Below are 19,214 nucleotides of genomic sequence, written 5' to 3'. Positions count from 1 at the left end.
CCCCCATTTGCCCGAAGGGACTTTGCCATGCGTCTGCTCCGGGACATGTGGGCCACCTCGCCCCGCCGAATGGCGATCGTGACCTGCCTGATCGTGCTCGGCGCCGGCGGTCAGGCCGCCGCCGCCGCGCTGGCCGGCCCCGTCCTGGTGCACCGCGCCGCCGGGTACTTCGCGTTGCTCGTCGTGGCGCTGGTGGCGGCCGTCCTCACCGATCTGGCGGTGAGCCTGCTGATGGCCGGGCTGACCGCCGACTGGTCCGCCGACGTCCGGCGCCGGCTGTGCCGGGTCGCGCTCGGGCAGGATCTGCCGACCCTGGAGACCACCCCCGTCGGCGAGCTGCTCGACCGCATCGACGGCGACGTCTACCAGGTCGCCGCGTCGGTGCGCAACCAGGGCGTACGGATCGCGCAGGGGTTGACCGCGGGCGTGCTGTCGACCGTCGTCGCCCTGGTGCTGTGGTGGCCGGCTGGCGTCGGGATGCTGCTGCTCACCGTGCTGCTGGCGGCCGGCCTGCGCAAGCCCACCGCGCGGATCGGCCCGGCCCGGATGGCCGAGGAGGAGGCCTGGTCCGACCTCGCCGCCGTGATGGAGGAGGCCATCCACGGCCAGGACGACGTGCGTACCAGCCTGGCCCGGCCGTACGTGCTGCGCCTCTACGCCCGGCGGGCCGCCGAGGTGCTGCGCCGGGGGGTACGGGTGTGGCGGATGTCGGCCCAGGTCACCACCGTGGCCGCCGGCGCCATCCGGGCCGGGATCGCGGCCGTGGTGCTCGGCGGTGCGTGGGCGCTGGTCACCGGCCGGGTCGACAGCGCCCGCCTCACCGCGATCTGGCTGCTCGTCGTCGGCTTCGGCATGACCGTCGAGCACGTCAGCCGGATGGTCCCCGAACTCCAGTACGCCCTCGGCGCGTGGGGACGCGTGCTGCTGCTGGCGAACTCGCCCCAGGAGCCCCGGGGCGGGGCCGCCCCGGCGGAGGGGGACCTGGTGGTGCGGGACCTCACCTTCCGCTACGCGGGTGCCGACGACGAGCGTGGGCCGGTGCTGCGCGACGTCGACCTGACCTTCACCCGGGGCCGCTCGTACGCGCTGGTCGGCCGGACCGGCTCCGGTAAGTCGACCCTGGCGAAGGTGCTCACCCGGGCCGTCGACGTGCCACGCGGGACGGTCTTCCTGGCCGGCGACGACGTGTGCGACCTCGACGTCGAGGCGTTGCGCCGGTGGATCGCCGTGGTGCCGCAGCGTACCGAGATCCTCGCCGGGACCCTCGCCGAGAACGTCGCGCTGTTCGAACCGGACCTGCTCGACGCCGCCGCCCGGGCGCTGCGTGAGCTGGGGCTGGACGGCTGGATCGCCGAGCTGCCCGCCGGCCTGGACACCCGGCTGGGCGACGGCGGGCACGTGCTCTCGGCGGGCCAGGAGCAGCTGGTCGCCTTCGCCCGGATCCTGGTGCGCGACCCGCACGTGGTGATCCTCGACGAGGCCACCGCCCGCCTCGACCCGGTGACCGAGACGCGGGTGCAGCAGGCCACCGAGCGGCTGCTGCGTGACCGGATCGGCATCGTCATCGCGCACCGCCTCTCCTCCGTGCGCCGCTGCGACGAGGTGGTGGTGCTGGCCGACGGCGCGGTGGTCGAGGCCGCGCCGCTGCACGCCTCGGAACGCTTCGCCGAACTGCTCGCCACCAGCCACGCCACCGCGTACGCCCACGCGCTCCCGAGCGGCTCCGGCGGGGTCGACCTGCTGACCGGCCCGTCGGACCCGTGGCCGTCCACCGCCCCGCACGAGGCTTTCCCGCCGGCCACGCCGCCGGTGGAGACGCCGACCGCGCCGCCGGTGACCGTGTCGTCCGCCGCGCCCCCGACCGCGCCGTCGGCCGGACCCGTCGACCCGGTGGCGGGCAGGGACGGCGGTGCCCAGGCGTCGCCGGAGCCGGCTCCCCGAGGGCTGCGCGGGCTGCGGGAGATCCTGCGGCTGTGCCTGAACGACGCCCGGTACGGGCTGGCCTCGCTCTCACTGTTCCTGCTGATCGTGCTCCTCGGCCTGGAGGGGCCGGTGCTGCCCTGGCTCTGGGCCGACGTGGTCGACGGCACCGGCGACCCGTGGAAACCGGCGCTGGGAATCGTCGCCGGCCTGCTGGTGACCCTGCCGGTGCCGTACATCACCGGCCTGCGTTTCCCGCGGTGGTGGGTCCGGCAGATGCTGCGGATCAGCCTGCGCCTGGTGCACGGCCAGACGGGGCCCCGCCGGGTCAGCCGGCACACGCCGGCGGAGGTGGTGGCCCAGGGCGGCGACACCGAACGCGTGGTGCAGCTCGCCGACAACCTGATGGACCAGGGGATCTCGCTGCTGCTCCTGGTCACGATGACCGCCGTCACCGGCAGCGTGGTTCCGGGGCTGTTCTTCGCAGGCACGATGCTGGTCTCCGGGCTGGCCGCGATGCTGTTCGGCCCCCACCTGGAACGGTGCGCCCGGGCCACCGTCGCGGCACGGGCCGCGTTCGCCACCGCCCTGGTCTCCTCGCTGTCGGCCGCCCGTACGGTCAAACTCGCCGGGGCCACCCGCCCGGTGCTGCGTCACCTGGCCGACCTCGACGTGGTGCGCAGCGACCGGCAACGCCGGGAGATCTCGGTGCAGGTCTGGTCCCGGTCGACCCCGTCGCTGGTCAGCGGCCTGCTGCCGATCGGCGCGTGGGCGCTCTTCCTGGCCGGGCAGCTGTCGGCCGGCGCCACGCTGGTCGCGGTGGCCACCCTGGCCGCCGCCCGGTGGTTCGCCTGGACGACGGCGTCGCTGATCTCACAGGTCCCGTCGGCGCGGGTGTGGACCGGACGCACGGTGGCCATGGCCGGCGTGGAGGCGTACTCGGCGCCGGTGCCGGAGGTGGACCTCGGCGCCGGGACCGCCCCGGCACCCGTCGTGCCGACCCGGCACCCGCTGCGCCGCCTGGAGCTGACCGGCTTCGGCGTCCGGCACACCGACGGGACGGTGGCCGTACGCGACGTCGACCTGACGGTGGAACGCGGCCAGCTGGTGCTGGTCGTGGGGCCGGTCGGCTCGGGCAAGTCGTCGCTGCTGCGGGCGCTGGCCGGCATCGCCCCGCACACCGGCCGGCTGACCTGGAACGGCGACCCTGTCACCGAGCCGGAGCTGTTCCTGCGCCCCCACCAGGTGGGTTACGTCGGCCAGCTGCCACGGGTGCTCTCCGGCACGGTGGCGGACAACATCACCCTCGGCCACCAGGTGGACGCCGCGGCGGCGGTGTCCACCGCCCAGCTGGACCACGACCTGGCGGCGGCCGGCGGCGGGCTCGGGCTGCTGATCGGGCACAAGGGCACCCGCCTGTCGGGCGGGCAGTTGCAGCGCCTGGCGCTGGCCCGGGCGCTCGCCCCGCGTACCGAGCTGCTGGTGGCCGACGACGTCTCCTCGGCGCTGGACGTCACCACCGAGCTGGCGTTGTGGGAGGCGCTGCGCGAGCACGGGGTGACGGTGGTGGGCTCGACCTCGAAGCGGGCCGCCCTGGTCCGGGCCGACCACGTCGTGGTGCTGTCCTCCGGCACGGTGGCCGCCCAGGGACCGTGGCGCGACCTCGAACCACACTGGTCCCACCTGGCCGGCTGACCCGTCCCGAGGGTCAGGCGCGGGCGTACTGGGCCGGCCAGGTGGGGGTGGCGCGGAGCTTGGCGGCGGCCCGGTGCGGCCAGTACGGGTCGCGTAGCAGTTCCCGCCCGAGCAGGACCAGGTCGGCGTCACCGGACGCGACGATCTCCTCGGCCTGCTCGGGCTCGACGATCAGGCCGACCGCGCCGGTCGCCACGCCCGCCTCCCGGCGCACCCGGGCGGCCAGCGGCACCTGGTAGCCCGGGCCGACCGGGATGGTCGCGGTGGGCGACGCGCCGCCCGAGGAGCAGTCGACCAGGTCCACCCCGGCGGCGGCCAGCTCGCCGGCGAGCACCACGCTGTCGTCGGCCGTCCAGCCCGCCGGATCCCAGTCGGTGGCCGAGATGCGGGTCAGCACGGGCACGTGCTCGCCGACCGCCGCGCGGACCGCCCGTGCCACCGCCAGGGTCAGCCGCATCCGGCCGGAGCGGTCCCCGCCCCAGCCGTCGTCGCGGTGGTTGGTGAGCGGGGAGAGGAACTCGTGCAGCAGGTAGCCGTGCGCGGCGTGGATCTCCACGGCGGCGAAGCCGGCGTCGACCGCCCGCTCGGCCGCCGCCGCGAACGCCTCGACGACGCCCGCGATGCCCGCCTCGTCCAGCGCGGTCGGCACCCGGTAGTCGGCGACGAACGGCGCGGAGCCCGGGCCGACCGGCGTCCAGCCGCCCTCGGCGTCGGGCACCCCGCCGCGCCGGGGCGCCCACGGCCGGTACGTCGACGCCTTGAACCCGGCGTGCGCGAGCTGCACGACCGGCGTCGCGCCGTGCGCGGCGACGAACGCGGTCACCGGCCGCCAGGCGTCGACGTGCGCGCCTGACCAGAGCCCGGTGTCCTGCGGGCTGATCCGTCCCTCGGGCAGTACGGCGGTGGCCTCGGTCATCACCAGGCCGACGCCGCCGACCGCCCGGGCGCCGAGGTGCACCAGGTGCCAGTCGGTGGGCAGGCCGTCCGGACCGGCCGTGTACTGGCACATCGGCGCCAGGGCGATCCGGTTGGGCAGGGTCACGCCGCGCAGAGTCAGCGGGGTGAACAGGACACTCATGTGGTCATCCTCTCCGGGGGTGGAAGGGCGCCGGTGCGGGCCCCTCCCGGCTCGTCGGGTCGTGCTGTGCTCCTGCCCCACCGGGCGTCAACCGGGTGCCCTCGCCCGCCGGCGCAGGGCGACGACGGTCGCGGTGGCCGCGCCCCAGAGGACGGCCACCAGCAGCAACAGCCGTTCCAGGACCGCGATCAGGCCGCCGCGCCCGACCGTGACGAGCGCCACGGCGGTCGCGCCCGCCAACGGCAGGGCCACCGCCAGGGCCACCACGGCGAGCCGGCGCAGCACCGGCTCGGCGGCCCGGGTGAGCGCGATCGCCAGCATCGCGAGGACCACCGCGGCCACCGCGAGGATGCTCGCCGCGCCGTGCACCAGGTCCGCCGTGGTCGCCTGCTCGAACGGCGGCAGCGGGCAACCGGCGCTGCACGTCACCGCCCCGGAGACCAGCGCGAAGACGCTGCCGACCGCGAGCAGCCCGGCCGCCGCCCGCAGCGCCGGGGGCAGCGCCGCCGCGAGCAGCAGCAGGCCGGCAGCCAGGGCGAAGACCCCGATCCGGTACGCGGGCGCGTACGCGCTGTCGGTGACGCCCGCCTCGCTGACGTACCCGGTCAGGCCCGGCCCGGGACCGGCGACCACGGCGACCGTCACCGCGACCGCGCCCCCGACGACGCAGCCGGCCGAAGCCGACGCGGCGGCGGCCCGGGGTGGTGCGGCGCGCGGGTCGGCCCGGGGCGGCTCAGCCACGCCCGTGCGGCGTCGTCCAGCCGGAGGTGTCGGGCCCCAGCGGGACGATCCCCGTCGGGTTGATCGCCCCGTGGGTGCCGTAGTAGTGCCGCTTGATGTGGTCGAAGTCGACCGTCTCGCCGAAGCCCGGGGTCTGGAACAGGTCCCGGGCGTACGCCCACAGCACCGGCATCTCGGTGAGCTTGTGCCGGTTGCACTTGAAGTGCCCGTGATACGCCACGTCGAAGCGGATCAGGGTGGTGAACAGCCGCACGTCGGCCTCGGTGATCGCGTCGCCCATCAGGTAGCGCCGGCCCGCCAGCCGTTCCGACAGCGCGTCGAGGCGGGCGAAGAGGGCCGTGAACGCCTCGTCGTACGCGGCCTGCGAGGTGGCGAAGCCGCACCGGTAGACGCCGTTGTTGACGTCGCGGTGGATCTCCGCCATCAGGGCGTCCAGCTCCGGGCGCAGCTCGACCGGGTAGAGGTCCGGTGCGTCCGGCTTGTGCAGCCCGCGCCACTCGGTGGAGAGGTCGAGGGTGAGCTGCGGATAGTCGTTGGTGACCACCCGCCCGGTGAGCGTGTCGACCAGCGCCGGCACGGTGACCCGACCCGTGTAGTCGGGATCGGTGGCGAGGTACGCCTCGGAGAGGAAGCCGATGCCGAGCACCGGGTCGAACCCGTCGGGGTCGAGGGCGAACCGCCAGCCCCGCTCGTCGCGGATCGGGTCCACCGTGCCGAGGGAGATCGCGTCCTCCAGACCGAGCAGGCCGCGTACGATCCGGGCCCGGTGTGCCCACGGGCAGGCCCGACACCAGATCAGCCGGTAGCGGCCCGGCTCCAGCGGCCACCGGTCCTGCGCGTCCGGCCCGCCACCGGGCGGCGAGTCGGAGTCCACGGTGACCCTCCCGGTGAACCGGTTGGGTTGGCGGACGAACTCGCCGCCGCCGCTGGTTTCTGCGCTGAACTGGGGCCGGGCCATGCCGCCAACCTATCCGCTGCGGGCACGGATATCCTGGCGGCCGGGTGTCCCCCGGGACCCGGGCCGCCCGCCCCGCCCCTTCCCCCACCCCCGAAGGATCGCGTCGATGACCGTGGCTTACCTGGTGGCCGGTGTCCGCACCCCGATCGGCCGGTACGCCGGCGCCCTCGCCGCCGTCCGCCCCGACGACCTGGCCGCGCACGTGATCCGCGAGCTGGTCGCCCGGCACCCGTCGGTGGACTGGGCGCGCGTCGACGACGTGATCCTGGGCTGCGCCAACCAGGCCGGCGAGGACAACCGCAACGTGGCCCGGATGGCGGCGCTGCTCGGCGGGCTGCCCGAGGAGGTGCCCGGCAGCACGGTCAACCGGCTCTGCGGCTCCGGCCTGGACGCCCTCGCCAGCGCGGCCCGGTCGGTGGTGGCCGGCGAGGCCGACCTCGTGGTGGCGGGCGGGGTGGAGAGCATGAGCCGCGCCCCGTTCGTGCTGCCCAAGGCGGCCACCCCGTTCTCCCGCACCGCCGAGGTCTACGACACCACCATCGGCTGGCGGCTGGTCAACCCGCTGATGGAGAGGCACTGGGGCATCGACTCCATGCCGGAGACGGCGGAGAACGTCGCCGCCGCGTACGGCGTCGGCCGCGCCGAGCAGGACGAGTTCGCGTACCGGTCGCAGCAGCGGGCCGCGAAGGCGCAGGCCGCCGGCCGGTTCGCCGAGGAGATCGTGGGGGTGACCGTGCCGGCGGGCCGGCGCGAGACCAGGCTCGTCGAGGTCGACGAGCACCCCCGGGAGACCTCACTGGAGAAGCTCGCCGCGCTGCCCACCCCGTTCCGCGAGGGCGGCACGGTGACCGCCGGCAACTCCTCGGGCGTCAACGACGGCGCGGTGGCGCTGCTGGTCGCCTCCGAGGCGGCGGTGGCCCGCTACGACCTCACCCCGCTGGCCCGCGTCGCCGGCGCCGCCTCGGCCGGCGTACCGCCGCGGGTGATGGGGGTGGGCCCGGTGCCGGCCACCCGCAAGTTGCTCGACCGCCTCGGCCTCGGTCTCGACGCCGTCGACGTGATCGAGCTGAACGAGGCGTTCGCCGCGCAGTCCGTCGCGGTGCTGCGCGAGCTGGGCCTGCCCACCGACGCCGAGCACGTCAACCCGAACGGCGGGGCGATCGCGCTCGGGCACCCGCTCGGCGCCAGCGGCGCCCGCCTCGCCCTGACGGCCGCCATCGAGCTGCGCCACCGGGGTGGCCGGCGCGCGCTGGCCACCATGTGCGTCGGGGTCGGGCAGGGCATCTCCCTCCTCCTCGAAGCCGCCTGACCCCCGGGCGGCACCGGAGCGGCGGCGGCGCCGACGAAGTGGGTCATGGGACCTCCCGGAGCGTGGAGTTCGCGGCCTAGAGTGGTGAGCACCACACGATCCGCGGGTCGGTCGGCGTGCCGCGCGTGCCCGCACGCGCCCCGACGCCGGCTCCCTCCCGCACCGCGGCGACGACTTGGGGTGCAGCAGTGCAGATGCCGGACGGACTTCCCGCCGAGATCGACCTCTCCCGGCCGAGCGCGGCCCGGGTCTACGACTACTTCCTCGGCGGGGCGCACAACTTCGAGATCGACCGGCAGCTCGCCGAGCAGATCGCCAGCATGACCCCGAACCTGGCGGCGACCATGCGTGCCGGCCGGGAGTTCCTGCGCCGCGCCGTGCGTACGCTGCTCGACGCCGGCATCGACCAGTTCCTCGACATCGGCTCGGGCATCCCCACCGTCGGCAACGTGCACGAGGTCGCCCAGGCGGCCAACCCGAAGGCCCGGGTGGTCTACGTCGACATCGACCCGGTCGCCGTGGCGCACAGCCGGGAGCTGCTCGCCGGCGACGAACTGACCGGGGTGATCCACGCCGACCTGCGGGAGCCGGAGCGGATCCTGGCCGGAGCCCGCGACCTCGGGCTGCTCGACTTCGACCGGCCGCTGGGCATCCTGCTCGCGGGGGTGGTGCACTTCATCCCGGACGCCGACCGCCCCGGTGACATCCTGGCCGCCCTCCGGGCCGCCGCGGCCCCGGGCAGTCATCTGGTCGTCTCGCACTCCACGTTCGAGGACCAGCCGCAGGAGATGCTCGACGCGCAGCGCCTCTCGGCGCGCACCGACACCGAGATCACGCTGCGCTCCCGGGCCGAGGTGACGAGCTTCTTCGGCGACTGGACGCTGCTGGAGCCGGGCGTGGTGCACATGCCGCTGTGGCGGCCCGACTCGCCCTCCGACGTGGACGAGCACCCGGAGCGGTTCGGCGCCTTCGGCGGCGTCGCCCGGTACGACCTGCCCGCCGCCTGATCCGATGGCCGCCGTCCCGGAGCCCGGCGGCGACGACCTCAGCCGGTCGGGCGCCCAGCGCTACGCGGCCGAGTGGGCGCGGGCGGTGCGCCGGCTCGGTTTCGTGCCGCTCAGCGCGGCCGAGACGGAGCGCCTGCTGCACCTGCACACCGTCCGGCTGGCCGAGGCGCTGCTGGCCGAGCCGTTCTCGGCCCTGCCGGCGGAGGAGGTGGGGCGGGCACTGGTCGAGGAGCACCTGACCGAGCCCCGGGTGCTCGACTGGTCGGTGCAGGCGCTCGGCCACCGGTTCCCGGCCCGGGTGCTGCCGGGCCGGGCCCACCGGGGCGAGACGGCACAACGGGTCGCGGCGTTGCAGGGCGGGCTCGCGGCCGGCTTCGCCCGGGCCCTGCGCGAGCGCACCTTCGCCCAGCAGGAGCGGATCGCCCGCTCGGCCTGGCAGGCCCGTGACGAGGTGGAGCAGGCCCTGCGCGACAGCGAGGCCCGGTTCCGGGCGGTCTTCGTGGGGGCCGCCACGGGGATCGGCATCGCCGGCGTCGACGGCCAGATCATCGACGTCAACCAGGCGTTCGCGGGCATGCTGGGCTACTCGATCCAGGAGCTGCGGCAGACCAACGTGGCCGCGCTGTTCCATGCCGACGACGCGGCGGGCATGTGGGAGCTCTACCAGGAGCTGATCGAGGGCAAGCAGGACCGGGCCCGGGTGGAGAAGCGCTACTACCGCAAGGACGGCAGTGTGGTCTGGACGGACCTGTCCGTCTCGCTGATCCGCCACGACGACGGCCGGCCCCGGTTCACCGTGGCGATGATCGAGGACATCACCGAGCGGTACGAACTCCAGCAGCGGCTGCGCTTCCAGGCGCTGCACGACCCGCTCACCGGCCTGCCCAACCGGACCCTGTTCTTCGAGACGCTGGGCCGGGTCCTCGACGGCGCCGACGCCGCCCACCGGGTCGGGGTCTGCTTCCTCGACCTGGACGGCTTCAAGGCGATCAACGACAGCCTCGGCCACGACCTCGGCGACCGGCTGCTCGTGGTGATCGCCGAGCGGCTCGCCGACTGCGTCGCCGGGCGGGGCCACCTCGTGGCCCGGATGGGCGGCGACGAGTTCGTCATCCTGGTCGACGACGGCGCCGGCATCGACGACGCGGTCGAGGTCGCCCAGATGGCCCTGGCCGCGGTCTCCGTCCCGGTCCGCATCGGCGAGCACCAGGTCGCGGTGTCGGCGAGCGTCGGCGTCGTCGAGTGCCCCGCCAGCGCGACGAGCGCCTCGGAGCTGATGAAGGCCGCCGACACCACGCTCTACTGGGCGAAGGCGGAGGGGCGGGGCCGGTGGGCGGTCTACGACCCGGAGCGCGGCGCCCGGGACATCGCCCGCTCCGCCCTCGCCGCCGGGCTGCCGGCGGCGCTGGACCGGGGCGAGTTCGTCGTGCACTACCAGCCGATCGTGTCCCTGTTGGAGGGCTCGACGCTGGCCGTCGAGGCGCTGGTCCGGTGGCAGCACCCGGAGCTGGGCCTGATCGGGCCGGACCGGTTCATCGGGCTGGCCGAGGAGACCGGCCTGATCGTCCGGCTGGGCGAGTGGGTGCTGCGGCAGGCCTGCCGGGACGCGGAGGCGTGGCGGCGGGAGTTCCCCCGCGCCGGGCTGGTGGTCAGCGTCAACCTGGCCGCAAGGCAGGCCGACGATCCGGGGATCGTCGACACCGTCGCCGACGCGCTGGCCTCCACCGGCCTGCCGGCGGACCTGCTGCAACTGGAGCTGACCGAGAGCGCGGTGATGGGCACCGCCGGGGAGCCGCTGCGGTCGCTGCACCGGCTGGCCGCCCTCGGCGTACGGATGGCGATCGACGACTTCGGCACCGGCTACTCCAACCTGGCGTACCTGCGCCGGTTGCCGATCCACTGCCTGAAGCTGGCCGGGCCGTTCGTCGAGGGCATCCGGGGCGCGGACGCCGGGGCGGTGGCCGACCACCGGGACGAGCGGATCGTGGACGCGCTGGTCCGGCTGGCGCACGCGCTGGAGCTGTGGGTCACCGCCGAGGCGGTGGAGACCGGGGTGCAGGCGGAGCGGCTGCGCGCGCTGCGTTGCGACAGCGGGCAGGGGCTGTTCTTCGGCCCGCCCGCCCCGGCGGCGGAGATCACCGCCCGGCTGCGCGCCGAGGAGCAGGAGACGACGGCATGAGCCTGACGGACAGCGAGGCGGCGGTCGCCGTACTCGCCGGGTTGGCGATCGTCGCCGGGCTCGCCGGGGTGGTGGTGCCCGGCCTGCCGGCGCTGCCGCTGTGCTGGGGCGGGGTGCTCGTCTGGGCGGTCTTCGGCGGCGCCGGGCCCGGCCGCTGGGCGGTGCTCGCCGCCGCGACCGTGGTCGTCGCCGGCGGCACGGTCGTCAAGTACGCCTGGCCGGGGCGGAACCTGAAACGCACGGGGGTGCCGACCTCGTCGCTGCTGGCCGGTGGCCTGCTGGGGCTGGTCGGCTTCTTCGTGATCCCGGTGATCGGGCTGGTGCTCGGCTTCGTCGGCGGGGTGTGGGCGGCGGAGCGGCTGCGGCTGGGCGACTCCCGGCTGGCCTGGCCGGCGACGAAGCAGGCGGTGGCGGCGGCGGGCCTGGCCATGCTGGTCGAGTTCCTCGCCGGCCTGCTCGTGGCGGCGCTCTGGGTGGTGGGACTGACGCTCGCCTGAACCCGTGCGGTGGCTCGGGTGGACCGGTGCGGTGCGGTGCGGACGGCGCGGGGCGGGCGTCGGTACGGCGCAGCGCCGTACGGGTGAGAGAGAGGTGACGTGCCCCGCGCCGCCGCGTGCCGGGCGGTCCGAGCGCCCGGCGGTGGCCCGTCGCGATCGGGCCTGGTCACGGGCTCAAGCATGCGGTCCACGCGCCCGCACGGCAACGCAATTTGCCCGGCTCGGCCGGCCCGCCCCACCGGCGGCCGGCAGGTCGGGCGGCTGCGGTGCGCGGCAGGTCCGGCGGCCCCGGGGCGGTTGCCGGGATGCCGGGCAGGGCATTGACGGTCGACCGGTTCAGCCAGTAGACCTTGGTGATGGAGGCCCGCCGATGAGGAAAGCTCCGCTCACGTTGGAACAGCTGCGGGTCGCCGTCGCCGAGGGCGAGATCGACACCGTCGTGCTGGCCCTGGTGGACATGCAGGGCCGGTTGCAGGGCAAGCGGTTCCACGCGCCCTACTTCCTCGACGAGGTGGCCGCGCACGGCAGCGAGGGCTGCGACTACCTGCTGGCCGTGGACGTCGACATGAACACCGTCGACGGGTACGCGATGTCGAGCTGGGACCGCGGCTACGGCGACTTCGCCATGGTGCCGGACCTCGACACGCTGCGCCCGGTGCCCTGGCAGCCGGGCACCGCACTGCTCCTGGCCGACCTGGCCTGGCCGGACGGCTCCCCGGTCGTCGCCTCGCCCCGGCAGATCCTGCGCCGCCAGCTCGACCGGCTGGCCGCGCACGGGCTGACCGCGTACGCCGGCACCGAGCTGGAGTTCGTGCTGTTCCGCGACTCGTACGAGGAGGCCTGGCGGCGCGGCTACCGCGACCTGACCCCGGCGAACCAGTACAACGTGGACTACTCCCTGCTCGGCACGGCCCGGGTGGAGCCGCTGCTGCGCCGCATCCGGCGGGAGATGGCCGGGGCGGGGCTCACCCCGGAGAGCGCGAAGGGGGAGTGCAACCTCGGCCAGCACGAGATCGCCTTCCGCTACGACGAGGCGGTGGCCTGCGCCGACCACCACGTGATCTACAAGAACGGGGCGAAGGAGATCGCCGCCCAGGAGGGCATGTCGATCACCTTCATGGCCAAGCCGAACGCGCGCGAGGGCAACTCCTGCCACATCCACTTCTCGCTGCGCGACGCCGACGGCCGCTCGGCGATGCTCGGCGACGGGCCGGCGCACCTGTCGACGACCGGGCAGCGGGTGCTGGCCGGGCTGCTGGCCACCATGCGCGAGTTCAGCCTCCTGTTCGCGCCGAACATCAACTCGTACAAGCGCTACCAGCCCGGATCGTTCGCGCCCACCGCGCTGCGCTGGGGCACGGACAACCGCACCTGCGCGCTGCGGCTGGTCGGGCACGGGCAGGGCATGCGGGTGGAGAACCGGGTGCCGGGCGCGGACGTCAACCCGTACCTGGCGATCGCGGCGCTCGTCGCCGGTGCCGTGCACGGCATCGAGCGGGAGCTGGAGCTGGGCGAGGAGTGCACCGGCAACGCGTACGACGACCCGGCCGCCGAGCGCGTCCCCGGCACGCTGCGCGACGCGCTGACCCTCTGGGAGGGCTCGACGCTGGCCGCCGGGGCGTTCGGCGACGAGGTGCACGCGCACTACGCCAACCAGGCACGAGTCGAACTGACGGCCTTCGACGCCGCCGTCACGGACTGGGAACTCCGCCGTGGCTTCGAACGCCTCTGACCCCTCCGCCCGGCCCCGGGCCCCGCTGCCGGTCGATCATGCGGTTCCGGTGGGCGGTCGAGGATGATCGGCGGCTTTGATGCGGCACCACAACTGCGTGATCGACGCCGCCTGGGGCGGGGCGGCGGGAGGGAGGGTGGGCGTGAGTGAGGTGGTGGATCCGGCCACCGGGGAGGTCGTGGGGCGCGTCGCCGCCACGTCGCTCGCCGAGGTCGACGCGGCGATCGCGCGGGCGGACGCGGCCTTCGTACGCTGGCGCGCGGTGACGCCCGGGGAGCGGGCGCGGGTGTTGCGGCGCTTCGCGGCGGTGGTCGACGCGCACCTGGAGGAGCTGGCGCGGCTGGAGGTGCGCAACTCGGGACACACCATCGGCAACGCGCGGTGGGAGGCGGGCAACGTCCGCGACGTCCTCGACTACTACGCGGGCGCGCCGGAGCGGCTGACCGGACGGCAGATCCCGGTGCCGGGCGGGCTGGACGTGACGTTCCACGAGCCGCTCGGCGTGGTCGGCGTGATCGTGCCCTGGAACTTTCCGATGCCGATCGCCGCCTGGGGTTTCGCGCCGGCGCTCGCGGCCGGCAACACCGTGCTGCTCAAGCCCGCCGAGCTGACCCCGCTGACCGCGCTGCGCTTGGCCGAGCTGGCCCGCGAGGCGGGCGTGCCCGACGACGTGTTCACCGTCCTGCCGGGCGCCGGATCCGTGGTGGGCGAACGGTTCGTCACCCATCCCGCCGTACGGAAGGTCTGCTTCACCGGCTCCACGGAGGTGGGCACCCGGATCATGGCCGGCTGCGCGGCGCAGGTGAAGCGGCTGACCCTGGAGCTGGGCGGCAAGAGCGCCAACGTCGTCTTCGCCGACGCCGACCTGGAGCGCGCGGCGGCCACCGCCCCGTACGCCGTCTTCGACAACGCCGGCCAGGACTGCTGCGCCCGGTCGCGGATCCTGGTCCAGCGGCCGGCGTACGACCGGTTCCTGGAGTTGCTCGAACCGGCGGTGCGCGCGCTGCGGGTGGAGGACCCGGCGCGGGAGACCGCCGAGATGGGGCCGCTCATCTCCGCCGCCCAGCGGGACCGGGTGGCCGGGTACGTCGACGGGGCGAACGTCGCCTTCACCGGCTCCCGCCCCGACGGGCCCGGCTTCTGGCACGCCCCGACGGTGCTGCTCGCCGACTCGCCCGCCGACCGGCACTGGCGCGAGGAGATCTTCGGCCCCGTCGTCTCGGTGCTCCCGTTCGACGACGAGGCCGACGCGATCCGCCTCGCCAACGACACCGAGTACGGGCTCTCCGGCTCGATCTGGACCCGGGACGTGGGCCGGGCGGTGCGGATGGCGCGGGCCGTGGAGGCGGGCAACCTCAGCGTCAACTCGCACTCCTCGGTGCGGTACTGGACCCCGTTCGGCGGGATGAAGCGCTCCGGGCTGGGCCGCGAGCTGGGCCCGGACGCGCTGCACGCCTTCACGGACGTCAAGAACGTGTTCATCGCGACGGAGGAGTGATCAGGTGCGGGGTCGACTTGAGGACCGGGTGGCCGTGGTCACCGGAGCGGGCAGCGGGATCGGGCTGGCCACCGTGCGGCGCTTCGCCGCCGAGGGGGCCCGGGTGGTCTGCGTGGACGTCGACCCGGAGGCGGGTGGGCGGGCCGCCGAGGAGGTCGGCGGGGAGTTCGTCGCCACGGACGTCGCCGACGAGGCGGCCGTACGGGACCTCTTCGACGGGGTGGCCGAGCGGCACGGGCGCATCGACGTGGCGTTCAACAACGCCGGCATCTCCCCGCCGGAGGACGACTCCATCCTGACCACCGGGCTGGACGCCTGGGAGCGGGTGCTGCGGGTCAACACCACGAGTGTCTACCTCTGCTGCAAGCACGTCATCCCGCACATGCGCCGGCAGGGCAAGGGCTCGATCATCAACACCGCGTCGTTCGTGGCGCTGATGGGGGCGGCCACCTCGCAGATCGCGTACACGGCGAGCAAGGGCGGGGTGCTGGCGATGACCCGGGAACTGGGCGTGCAGTTCGCCCGGGAGGGCATCCGCGTCAACGCGCTCTGCCCCGGCCCGGTCGCCACCCCGCTGCTGCTGGAACTCTTCGCCGCCGACCCCGAGCGCGCCGCCCGCCGGTTGGTGCACGTGCCGATGGGGCGGTTCGGGAAACCGGAGGAGATCGCCGCCGCGGTGGCGTTCCTGGCCAGCGACGACTCGTCCTTCATGACCGCCGCCCAGTTCGTCGTGGACGGCGGCATCACGGGCGCGTACGTCACCCCGCTCTGAGCCGGCCGCTGGTCGGGGGGACATGACCAGCGCTCACGGCGCCGTATGCGTTACGTTGCTCGTCCGTCGGGGTACCAAGCGGGGCACGGCCGGTTGGATCATCGGGCCGAGGCGGTGATGGCCGGAGCAGGAGGAACTATGAGTTCGGCCCAGGGGGGCGTGGGCGGAGGGCACCCGTCCGAGGGAGGCCAGGACCCCGAGTTCCCCCCGTTGTTGGCCGCCGCGTTCGCCGGCGGCGGCGAGATGGGCGAGCTGATGAGTCGCCTCGACTGGTCCGGCCACCCGCTGGGCACCCCCGACCGCTGGCCGACGACGCTCTGCTCCGCGGTCGGCCTGATGCTCGCCTCCAGCGCGCAGATCGTCATGTTCTGGGGTGAGGACGAGCTCGCCTTCTACAACGACGCCTACCGCCCGACGATCGGTGGCAAGCACCCCGACGTGCTGGGCCAGCCGGCGCGCGTGCACTGGGCCGAGACCTGGAGCGTGCTCGGGCCGCTGCTGGAGGGCGTCCGGCGCGACGGCCGCTCGTACCGCGCGCAGGACCATCCCTTCCCGCTCGACCGCCGGGGCTTCGTGGAGGAGACGTACTTCGACGTCTCCTACGATCCGATCCTGGGCGTCGACGGCTCCGTCGACGGCGTCTTCTGCATCGTCAACGAGACCACGGGCCGCGTCGTCGGGGAGCGCCGGCTGCGGCTGCTGGCCGAGTTGGGCACCGAGCTGGCCGAGGTCGACAGCAGGCCCGAGCTGGGTCGCATCGCCGCCGAGGTGCTCGACCGGCACCGCTCGGACGTGCCGTTCGCGCTGCTGCACCTGCCCGGCCAGGCGGGCGACGTGACGTTGGCCGGATGCAGCGGTGTCGACCCCGGGGTGGTCGTCCCGCCCCCGCCGGCGCGGCTGGCCGAGGTCGCCGCCACCGGCAGCGCCGTCACCGTCGCCGTGACGGACCTGCTCACCGAGGTGCCGGCCGACGCGACCGGTGAGGCGCTGGTGCTGCCGGTCACCGCCGGGAACGAGACCGTCGGCACGCTGGCGGTCGGTGTCGCCCGCCGGGTGCCGCTCACCGACGAGTACCGGGACTTCTTCGACCTGGTCGCCGCGCAGGTCTCGCGGGCCGTCGGCCGGCAGCAGGCGTACGAGCAGGAACGCGCCCGCGCCGCCGAGCTGGCGGCCCTCGACCGCGCCAAGACGAACTTCTTCGCCAACGTCAGTCACGAGTTCCGCACCCCGCTCACCCTGGTGCTCGGCCCGCTGGAGGACCTGCTGGCCGACCCGGCGCTGCCCGAGGCGTACACCGACCGGCTCGCCACCATGCACCGCAACGCGCTGCGGCTGCTCAAGCTGGTCAACACGGTGCTCGACTTCTCCCGGCTCGAGTCCGGGCGGTTGGCCGCCCGCTACCAGCCCACCGACCTCGCCGACTACACCGCCCGCCTGGCCAGCACCTTCCGTTCCGCCACCCAACGGACCGGGCTGCGGCTGGTGGTGGACTGCCCGCCGCTGCCGGCGCCGGTCTTCGTCGACCGGGACCTGTGGGAGAAGGTCGTCCTCAACCTGGTCTCGAACGCGGTGAAGTTCACCTTCGACGGCGAGATCCGGGTCCGCGTCCGCGCGGTCGACGGCGCCGCCCGGCTGGAGGTCTCCGACACGGGTGTCGGCATCGTGCCGGAGGAGCTGCCGCACATCTTCGAGCGCTTCCACCGGGTGCCCGGGGCGCGTTCGCGCAGCCACGAGGGCACCGGGATCGGCCTGGCACTGGTCCGCGAGCTGGTCGAGATGCACGGCGGCGAGGTGGCCGCGCGCAGCCGCGTCGACGAGGGCAGCACGTTCACCGTGACCATCCCGTTCGGCGCCGGGCACCTGCCGGCCGAGCGGGTCGTCGACACCGGCGCCCCGGCACAGGCCGAGCTGGCGCACGCCGACCTCTATGTGGCGGAGACGGCGCTCTGGACGGGCGCCGCGTCGGCCGACGGCGGTGGGACGCCCCGGGGAAGCGGCGCCGCCGGCCGGATCCTGGTCGCCGACGACAACGCCGACCTCCGCGAGCACGTCAACCGGTTGCTCTCGCCGTCCTGGGAGGTGGTCGCGGTCGCCGACGGCGTGGAGGCGCTGCGGCACGCCGTCGACGGCTCGTTCGACCTGGTGCTGACCGACGTGATGATGCCCCGGCTGGACGGCTTCGGGCTGGTCGCCGCGTTGCGCGCGGACCCGCGTACCCGGCACGTGCCGATCGTGCTGCTCTCCGCCCGGGCCGGCTCCGCCGAGGAGGTCGCCGGGCTGGCGGTGGGCGCCGACGACTACCTCACCAAGCCCTTCTCCGGTCAGGAGCTGATCGCCCGGGTGCGGGCCAACGTCGAGCTGGGGCAGCTCCGCGGCCAGATCATCCGGGGGTTGCAGGCCCTGGCCGACGCGGCGGTGGCGCTCAACACGGCCCGCTCCACGGCCGACGTGCTCCAGGTCGCCGCGCGGCACGCCCTGAGCCTCGCCGAGGCCGCCCGGGTGGTGGTCTCCGCCACCGGGATGCGCTTCGAGGCCGACGGCGGCGGGCTGACCTCGATCGAGCCGTCCTTCGTGCTGCCGCTGACCGGCACCGCCGGCGAGCGGCTCGGCGAGCTGCGGGTCTGGCGCCCGGACGGCGACGGCATCCACACCGACGAGGCCGCGCTCACCCAGCTGGCCCGGCTGGTCGGGGTGCGGCTGGAGAACGCCCAGCTCTACGAGGCCGAGCACCGCATCGCCACCACGCTCCAGCACAGCCTGCTGCCCCGGTCGCTGCCGCAGCTGCCGGGCGCCCTGGTGGCCAGCCGCTACCTGCCGGGCAGCGCCGACGTGGAGGTCGGCGGGGACTGGTACGACGTCATCGCGCTCGGCGACGACGAGCTCGTGCTGGCCATCGGCGACGTGGTCGGCAAGGGCGTCCCGGCGGCGGCGGCGATGGGCCAGCTCCGCAACGGGCTGCGGGCGTACGTCCTGGAGGGCTTCGACCCCGGCGAGTCGTTGACCCGGCTCAACCGGCTCGTCGGCACGACGGAGGGCCGTTCCTTCGCGACGGTGTTCTGCCTGTGGTTCAGTCCCCGCACCGGCCGGATGCGGTACGCCAGCGCCGGCCACCCGTCCCCCCTGCTGAGTCGCGGCGACGACGTGGCGTTCCTGCACGGGCGGGCGCTCGGGCCGCCGGTCGGGGCGATCCCCGGCACGACCTACAAGACCGTCGACGGGGAACTGGCCGCCGGGAACCGGCTGCTGCTCTACACCGACGGGCTGATCGAGGACCGGCAGCTCGGCATCGACGCCTCGCTGGACCTGCTGCGGCAGGACGCGGCCACCCCCGCCGAGCACGTGGCCGACCTGATCGACGCGGTGGTGGAGCGGGTGGCCGGCCGGCCGCTGCGCGACGACGTCGCGGTGCTCGCCCTGGAGGCGGCCGAACTCGACCGGTTCGCGCTGCGGCTGCCGGCCGATCCCACCCGGCTCAGCGTGCTGCGCAAGCGGCTGGAGGACTTCCTCGTCGCGCACCGGGTCACCGAGACCGACCTGTTCGACCTGACGGTCGCCGTCTCCGAGGCGGCCGCCAACGCCATCGAGCACCCGGTCGACCCGCGCGAGCCGACGATCAGCGTCGAGGTGACCATCTCCGAGCGCACGGTGGTCGCCACGGTGCGCGACAGCGGGCGGTGGCGGGAGTCGACCGGATCGGGCTTCCGGGGGCGCGGGCTGTCGCTGATCGAGGCGCTGGGAGAGCTGTCGGTGAACCGTACCGCCGAGGGGACCGAAGTCACGCTGCGCCGGCGCCTCGCGGCCTGACCGCGGCACCCGACGCCCTTCCGA

The 19,214-nt window shown here is 74.8% G+C and carries 12 protein-coding genes and 1 pseudogene; 10 read left to right on the top strand and 3 right to left on the bottom strand.

Features of this window, described 5'->3' with window-relative positions:
- Nucleotides 1–27: 27 nt before the first annotated feature.
- A pseudogene (locus tag ACGFIR_RS11295) lies at nucleotides 28–1,428 on the top strand (ATP-binding cassette domain-containing protein); the annotation flags it as partial.
- 768 nt (nucleotides 1,429–2,196) lie between these two features.
- On the top strand, nucleotides 2,197–3,615 hold the full coding sequence (locus ACGFIR_RS11290) for an ATP-binding cassette domain-containing protein (protein WP_393144752.1): 1,419 nt from the start codon (nucleotides 2,197–2,199) through the stop codon (nucleotides 3,613–3,615).
- 13 nt (nucleotides 3,616–3,628) lie between these two features.
- On the opposite strand, the gene ACGFIR_RS11285 is transcribed toward ACGFIR_RS11290, so the two are convergent.
- The 3 genes from ACGFIR_RS11285 to ACGFIR_RS11275 all read right to left on the bottom strand — a co-directional run bounded on the left by ACGFIR_RS11285 (nucleotide 3,629) and on the right by ACGFIR_RS11275 (nucleotide 6,392).
- Entirely contained in the window at nucleotides 3,629–4,693 is a 1,065-nt protein-coding gene (locus ACGFIR_RS11285; protein WP_393144540.1) for an NADH:flavin oxidoreductase/NADH oxidase, read from the bottom strand.
- An 87-nt stretch (nucleotides 4,694–4,780) separates the two neighbouring features.
- Nucleotides 4,781–5,434, bottom strand: coding sequence for a DUF998 domain-containing protein (locus ACGFIR_RS11280; RefSeq protein WP_393004315.1), 654 nt, complete (start codon nucleotides 5,432–5,434; stop codon nucleotides 4,781–4,783).
- On the bottom strand, nucleotides 5,427–6,392 hold the full coding sequence (locus ACGFIR_RS11275; protein ID WP_393004313.1) for a glutathione S-transferase family protein: 966 nt from the start codon (nucleotides 6,390–6,392) through the stop codon (nucleotides 5,427–5,429). Before ACGFIR_RS11275 ends, ACGFIR_RS11280 begins: the two co-directional genes overlap by 8 nt.
- A gap of 106 nt (nucleotides 6,393–6,498) precedes the next feature.
- Between ACGFIR_RS11275 and pcaF the strand changes: the two genes are divergently transcribed.
- The 8 genes from pcaF (at nucleotide 6,499) to ACGFIR_RS11235 (ending at nucleotide 19,190) form a co-directional block, all read left to right on the top strand.
- Nucleotides 6,499–7,701: a 3-oxoadipyl-CoA thiolase gene (pcaF, locus tag ACGFIR_RS11270; protein ID WP_393144538.1), complete on the top strand. Its 1,203-nt coding sequence runs from the start codon at nucleotides 6,499–6,501 to the stop codon at nucleotides 7,699–7,701.
- Between the two features lie 188 nt (nucleotides 7,702–7,889).
- Nucleotides 7,890–8,708: an SAM-dependent methyltransferase gene (locus ACGFIR_RS11265; protein ID WP_393144536.1), complete on the top strand. Its 819-nt coding sequence runs from the start codon at nucleotides 7,890–7,892 to the stop codon at nucleotides 8,706–8,708.
- A gap of 4 nt (nucleotides 8,709–8,712) precedes the next feature.
- Nucleotides 8,713–10,887, top strand: coding sequence for a putative bifunctional diguanylate cyclase/phosphodiesterase (locus tag ACGFIR_RS11260; protein ID WP_393144534.1), 2,175 nt, complete (start codon nucleotides 8,713–8,715; stop codon nucleotides 10,885–10,887).
- Nucleotides 10,884–11,384 carry a DUF456 domain-containing protein gene (locus ACGFIR_RS11255; RefSeq protein ID WP_393004305.1) on the top strand — a complete coding sequence of 167 codons (501 nt, stop codon included), beginning with the start codon at nucleotides 10,884–10,886 and terminating at the stop codon, nucleotides 11,382–11,384. The genes ACGFIR_RS11260 and ACGFIR_RS11255 overlap by 4 nt, the downstream gene beginning before the upstream one ends.
- A 370-nt stretch (nucleotides 11,385–11,754) precedes the next feature.
- Entirely contained in the window at nucleotides 11,755–13,116 is a 1,362-nt protein-coding gene (locus ACGFIR_RS11250) for a glutamine synthetase family protein (RefSeq protein ID WP_393144532.1), read from the top strand.
- A 142-nt stretch (nucleotides 13,117–13,258) separates the two neighbouring features.
- A complete protein-coding gene (locus ACGFIR_RS11245) occupies nucleotides 13,259–14,614 on the top strand; it encodes an aldehyde dehydrogenase family protein (protein ID WP_393144530.1) in 1,356 nt (451 codons plus the stop codon).
- Between the two features lie 4 nt (nucleotides 14,615–14,618).
- The gene (locus ACGFIR_RS11240) at nucleotides 14,619–15,386 is read left to right on the top strand and encodes a 3-oxoacyl-ACP reductase (protein ID WP_393144528.1); all 768 of its coding nucleotides are present in this window, start codon (nucleotides 14,619–14,621) and stop codon (nucleotides 15,384–15,386) included.
- 138 nt (nucleotides 15,387–15,524) lie between these two features.
- The gene (locus ACGFIR_RS11235) at nucleotides 15,525–19,190 is read left to right on the top strand and encodes a SpoIIE family protein phosphatase (protein WP_393144526.1); all 3,666 of its coding nucleotides are present in this window, start codon (nucleotides 15,525–15,527) and stop codon (nucleotides 19,188–19,190) included.
- The last annotated feature ends 24 nt before the right edge of the window (nucleotides 19,191–19,214 follow it).

The organism is Micromonospora sp. NPDC049051, from assembly GCF_043197575.1.
Lineage (GTDB): Bacteria > Actinomycetota > Actinomycetes > Mycobacteriales > Micromonosporaceae > Micromonospora.
This window is presented reverse-complemented; position numbering and strand designations above follow the sequence as displayed.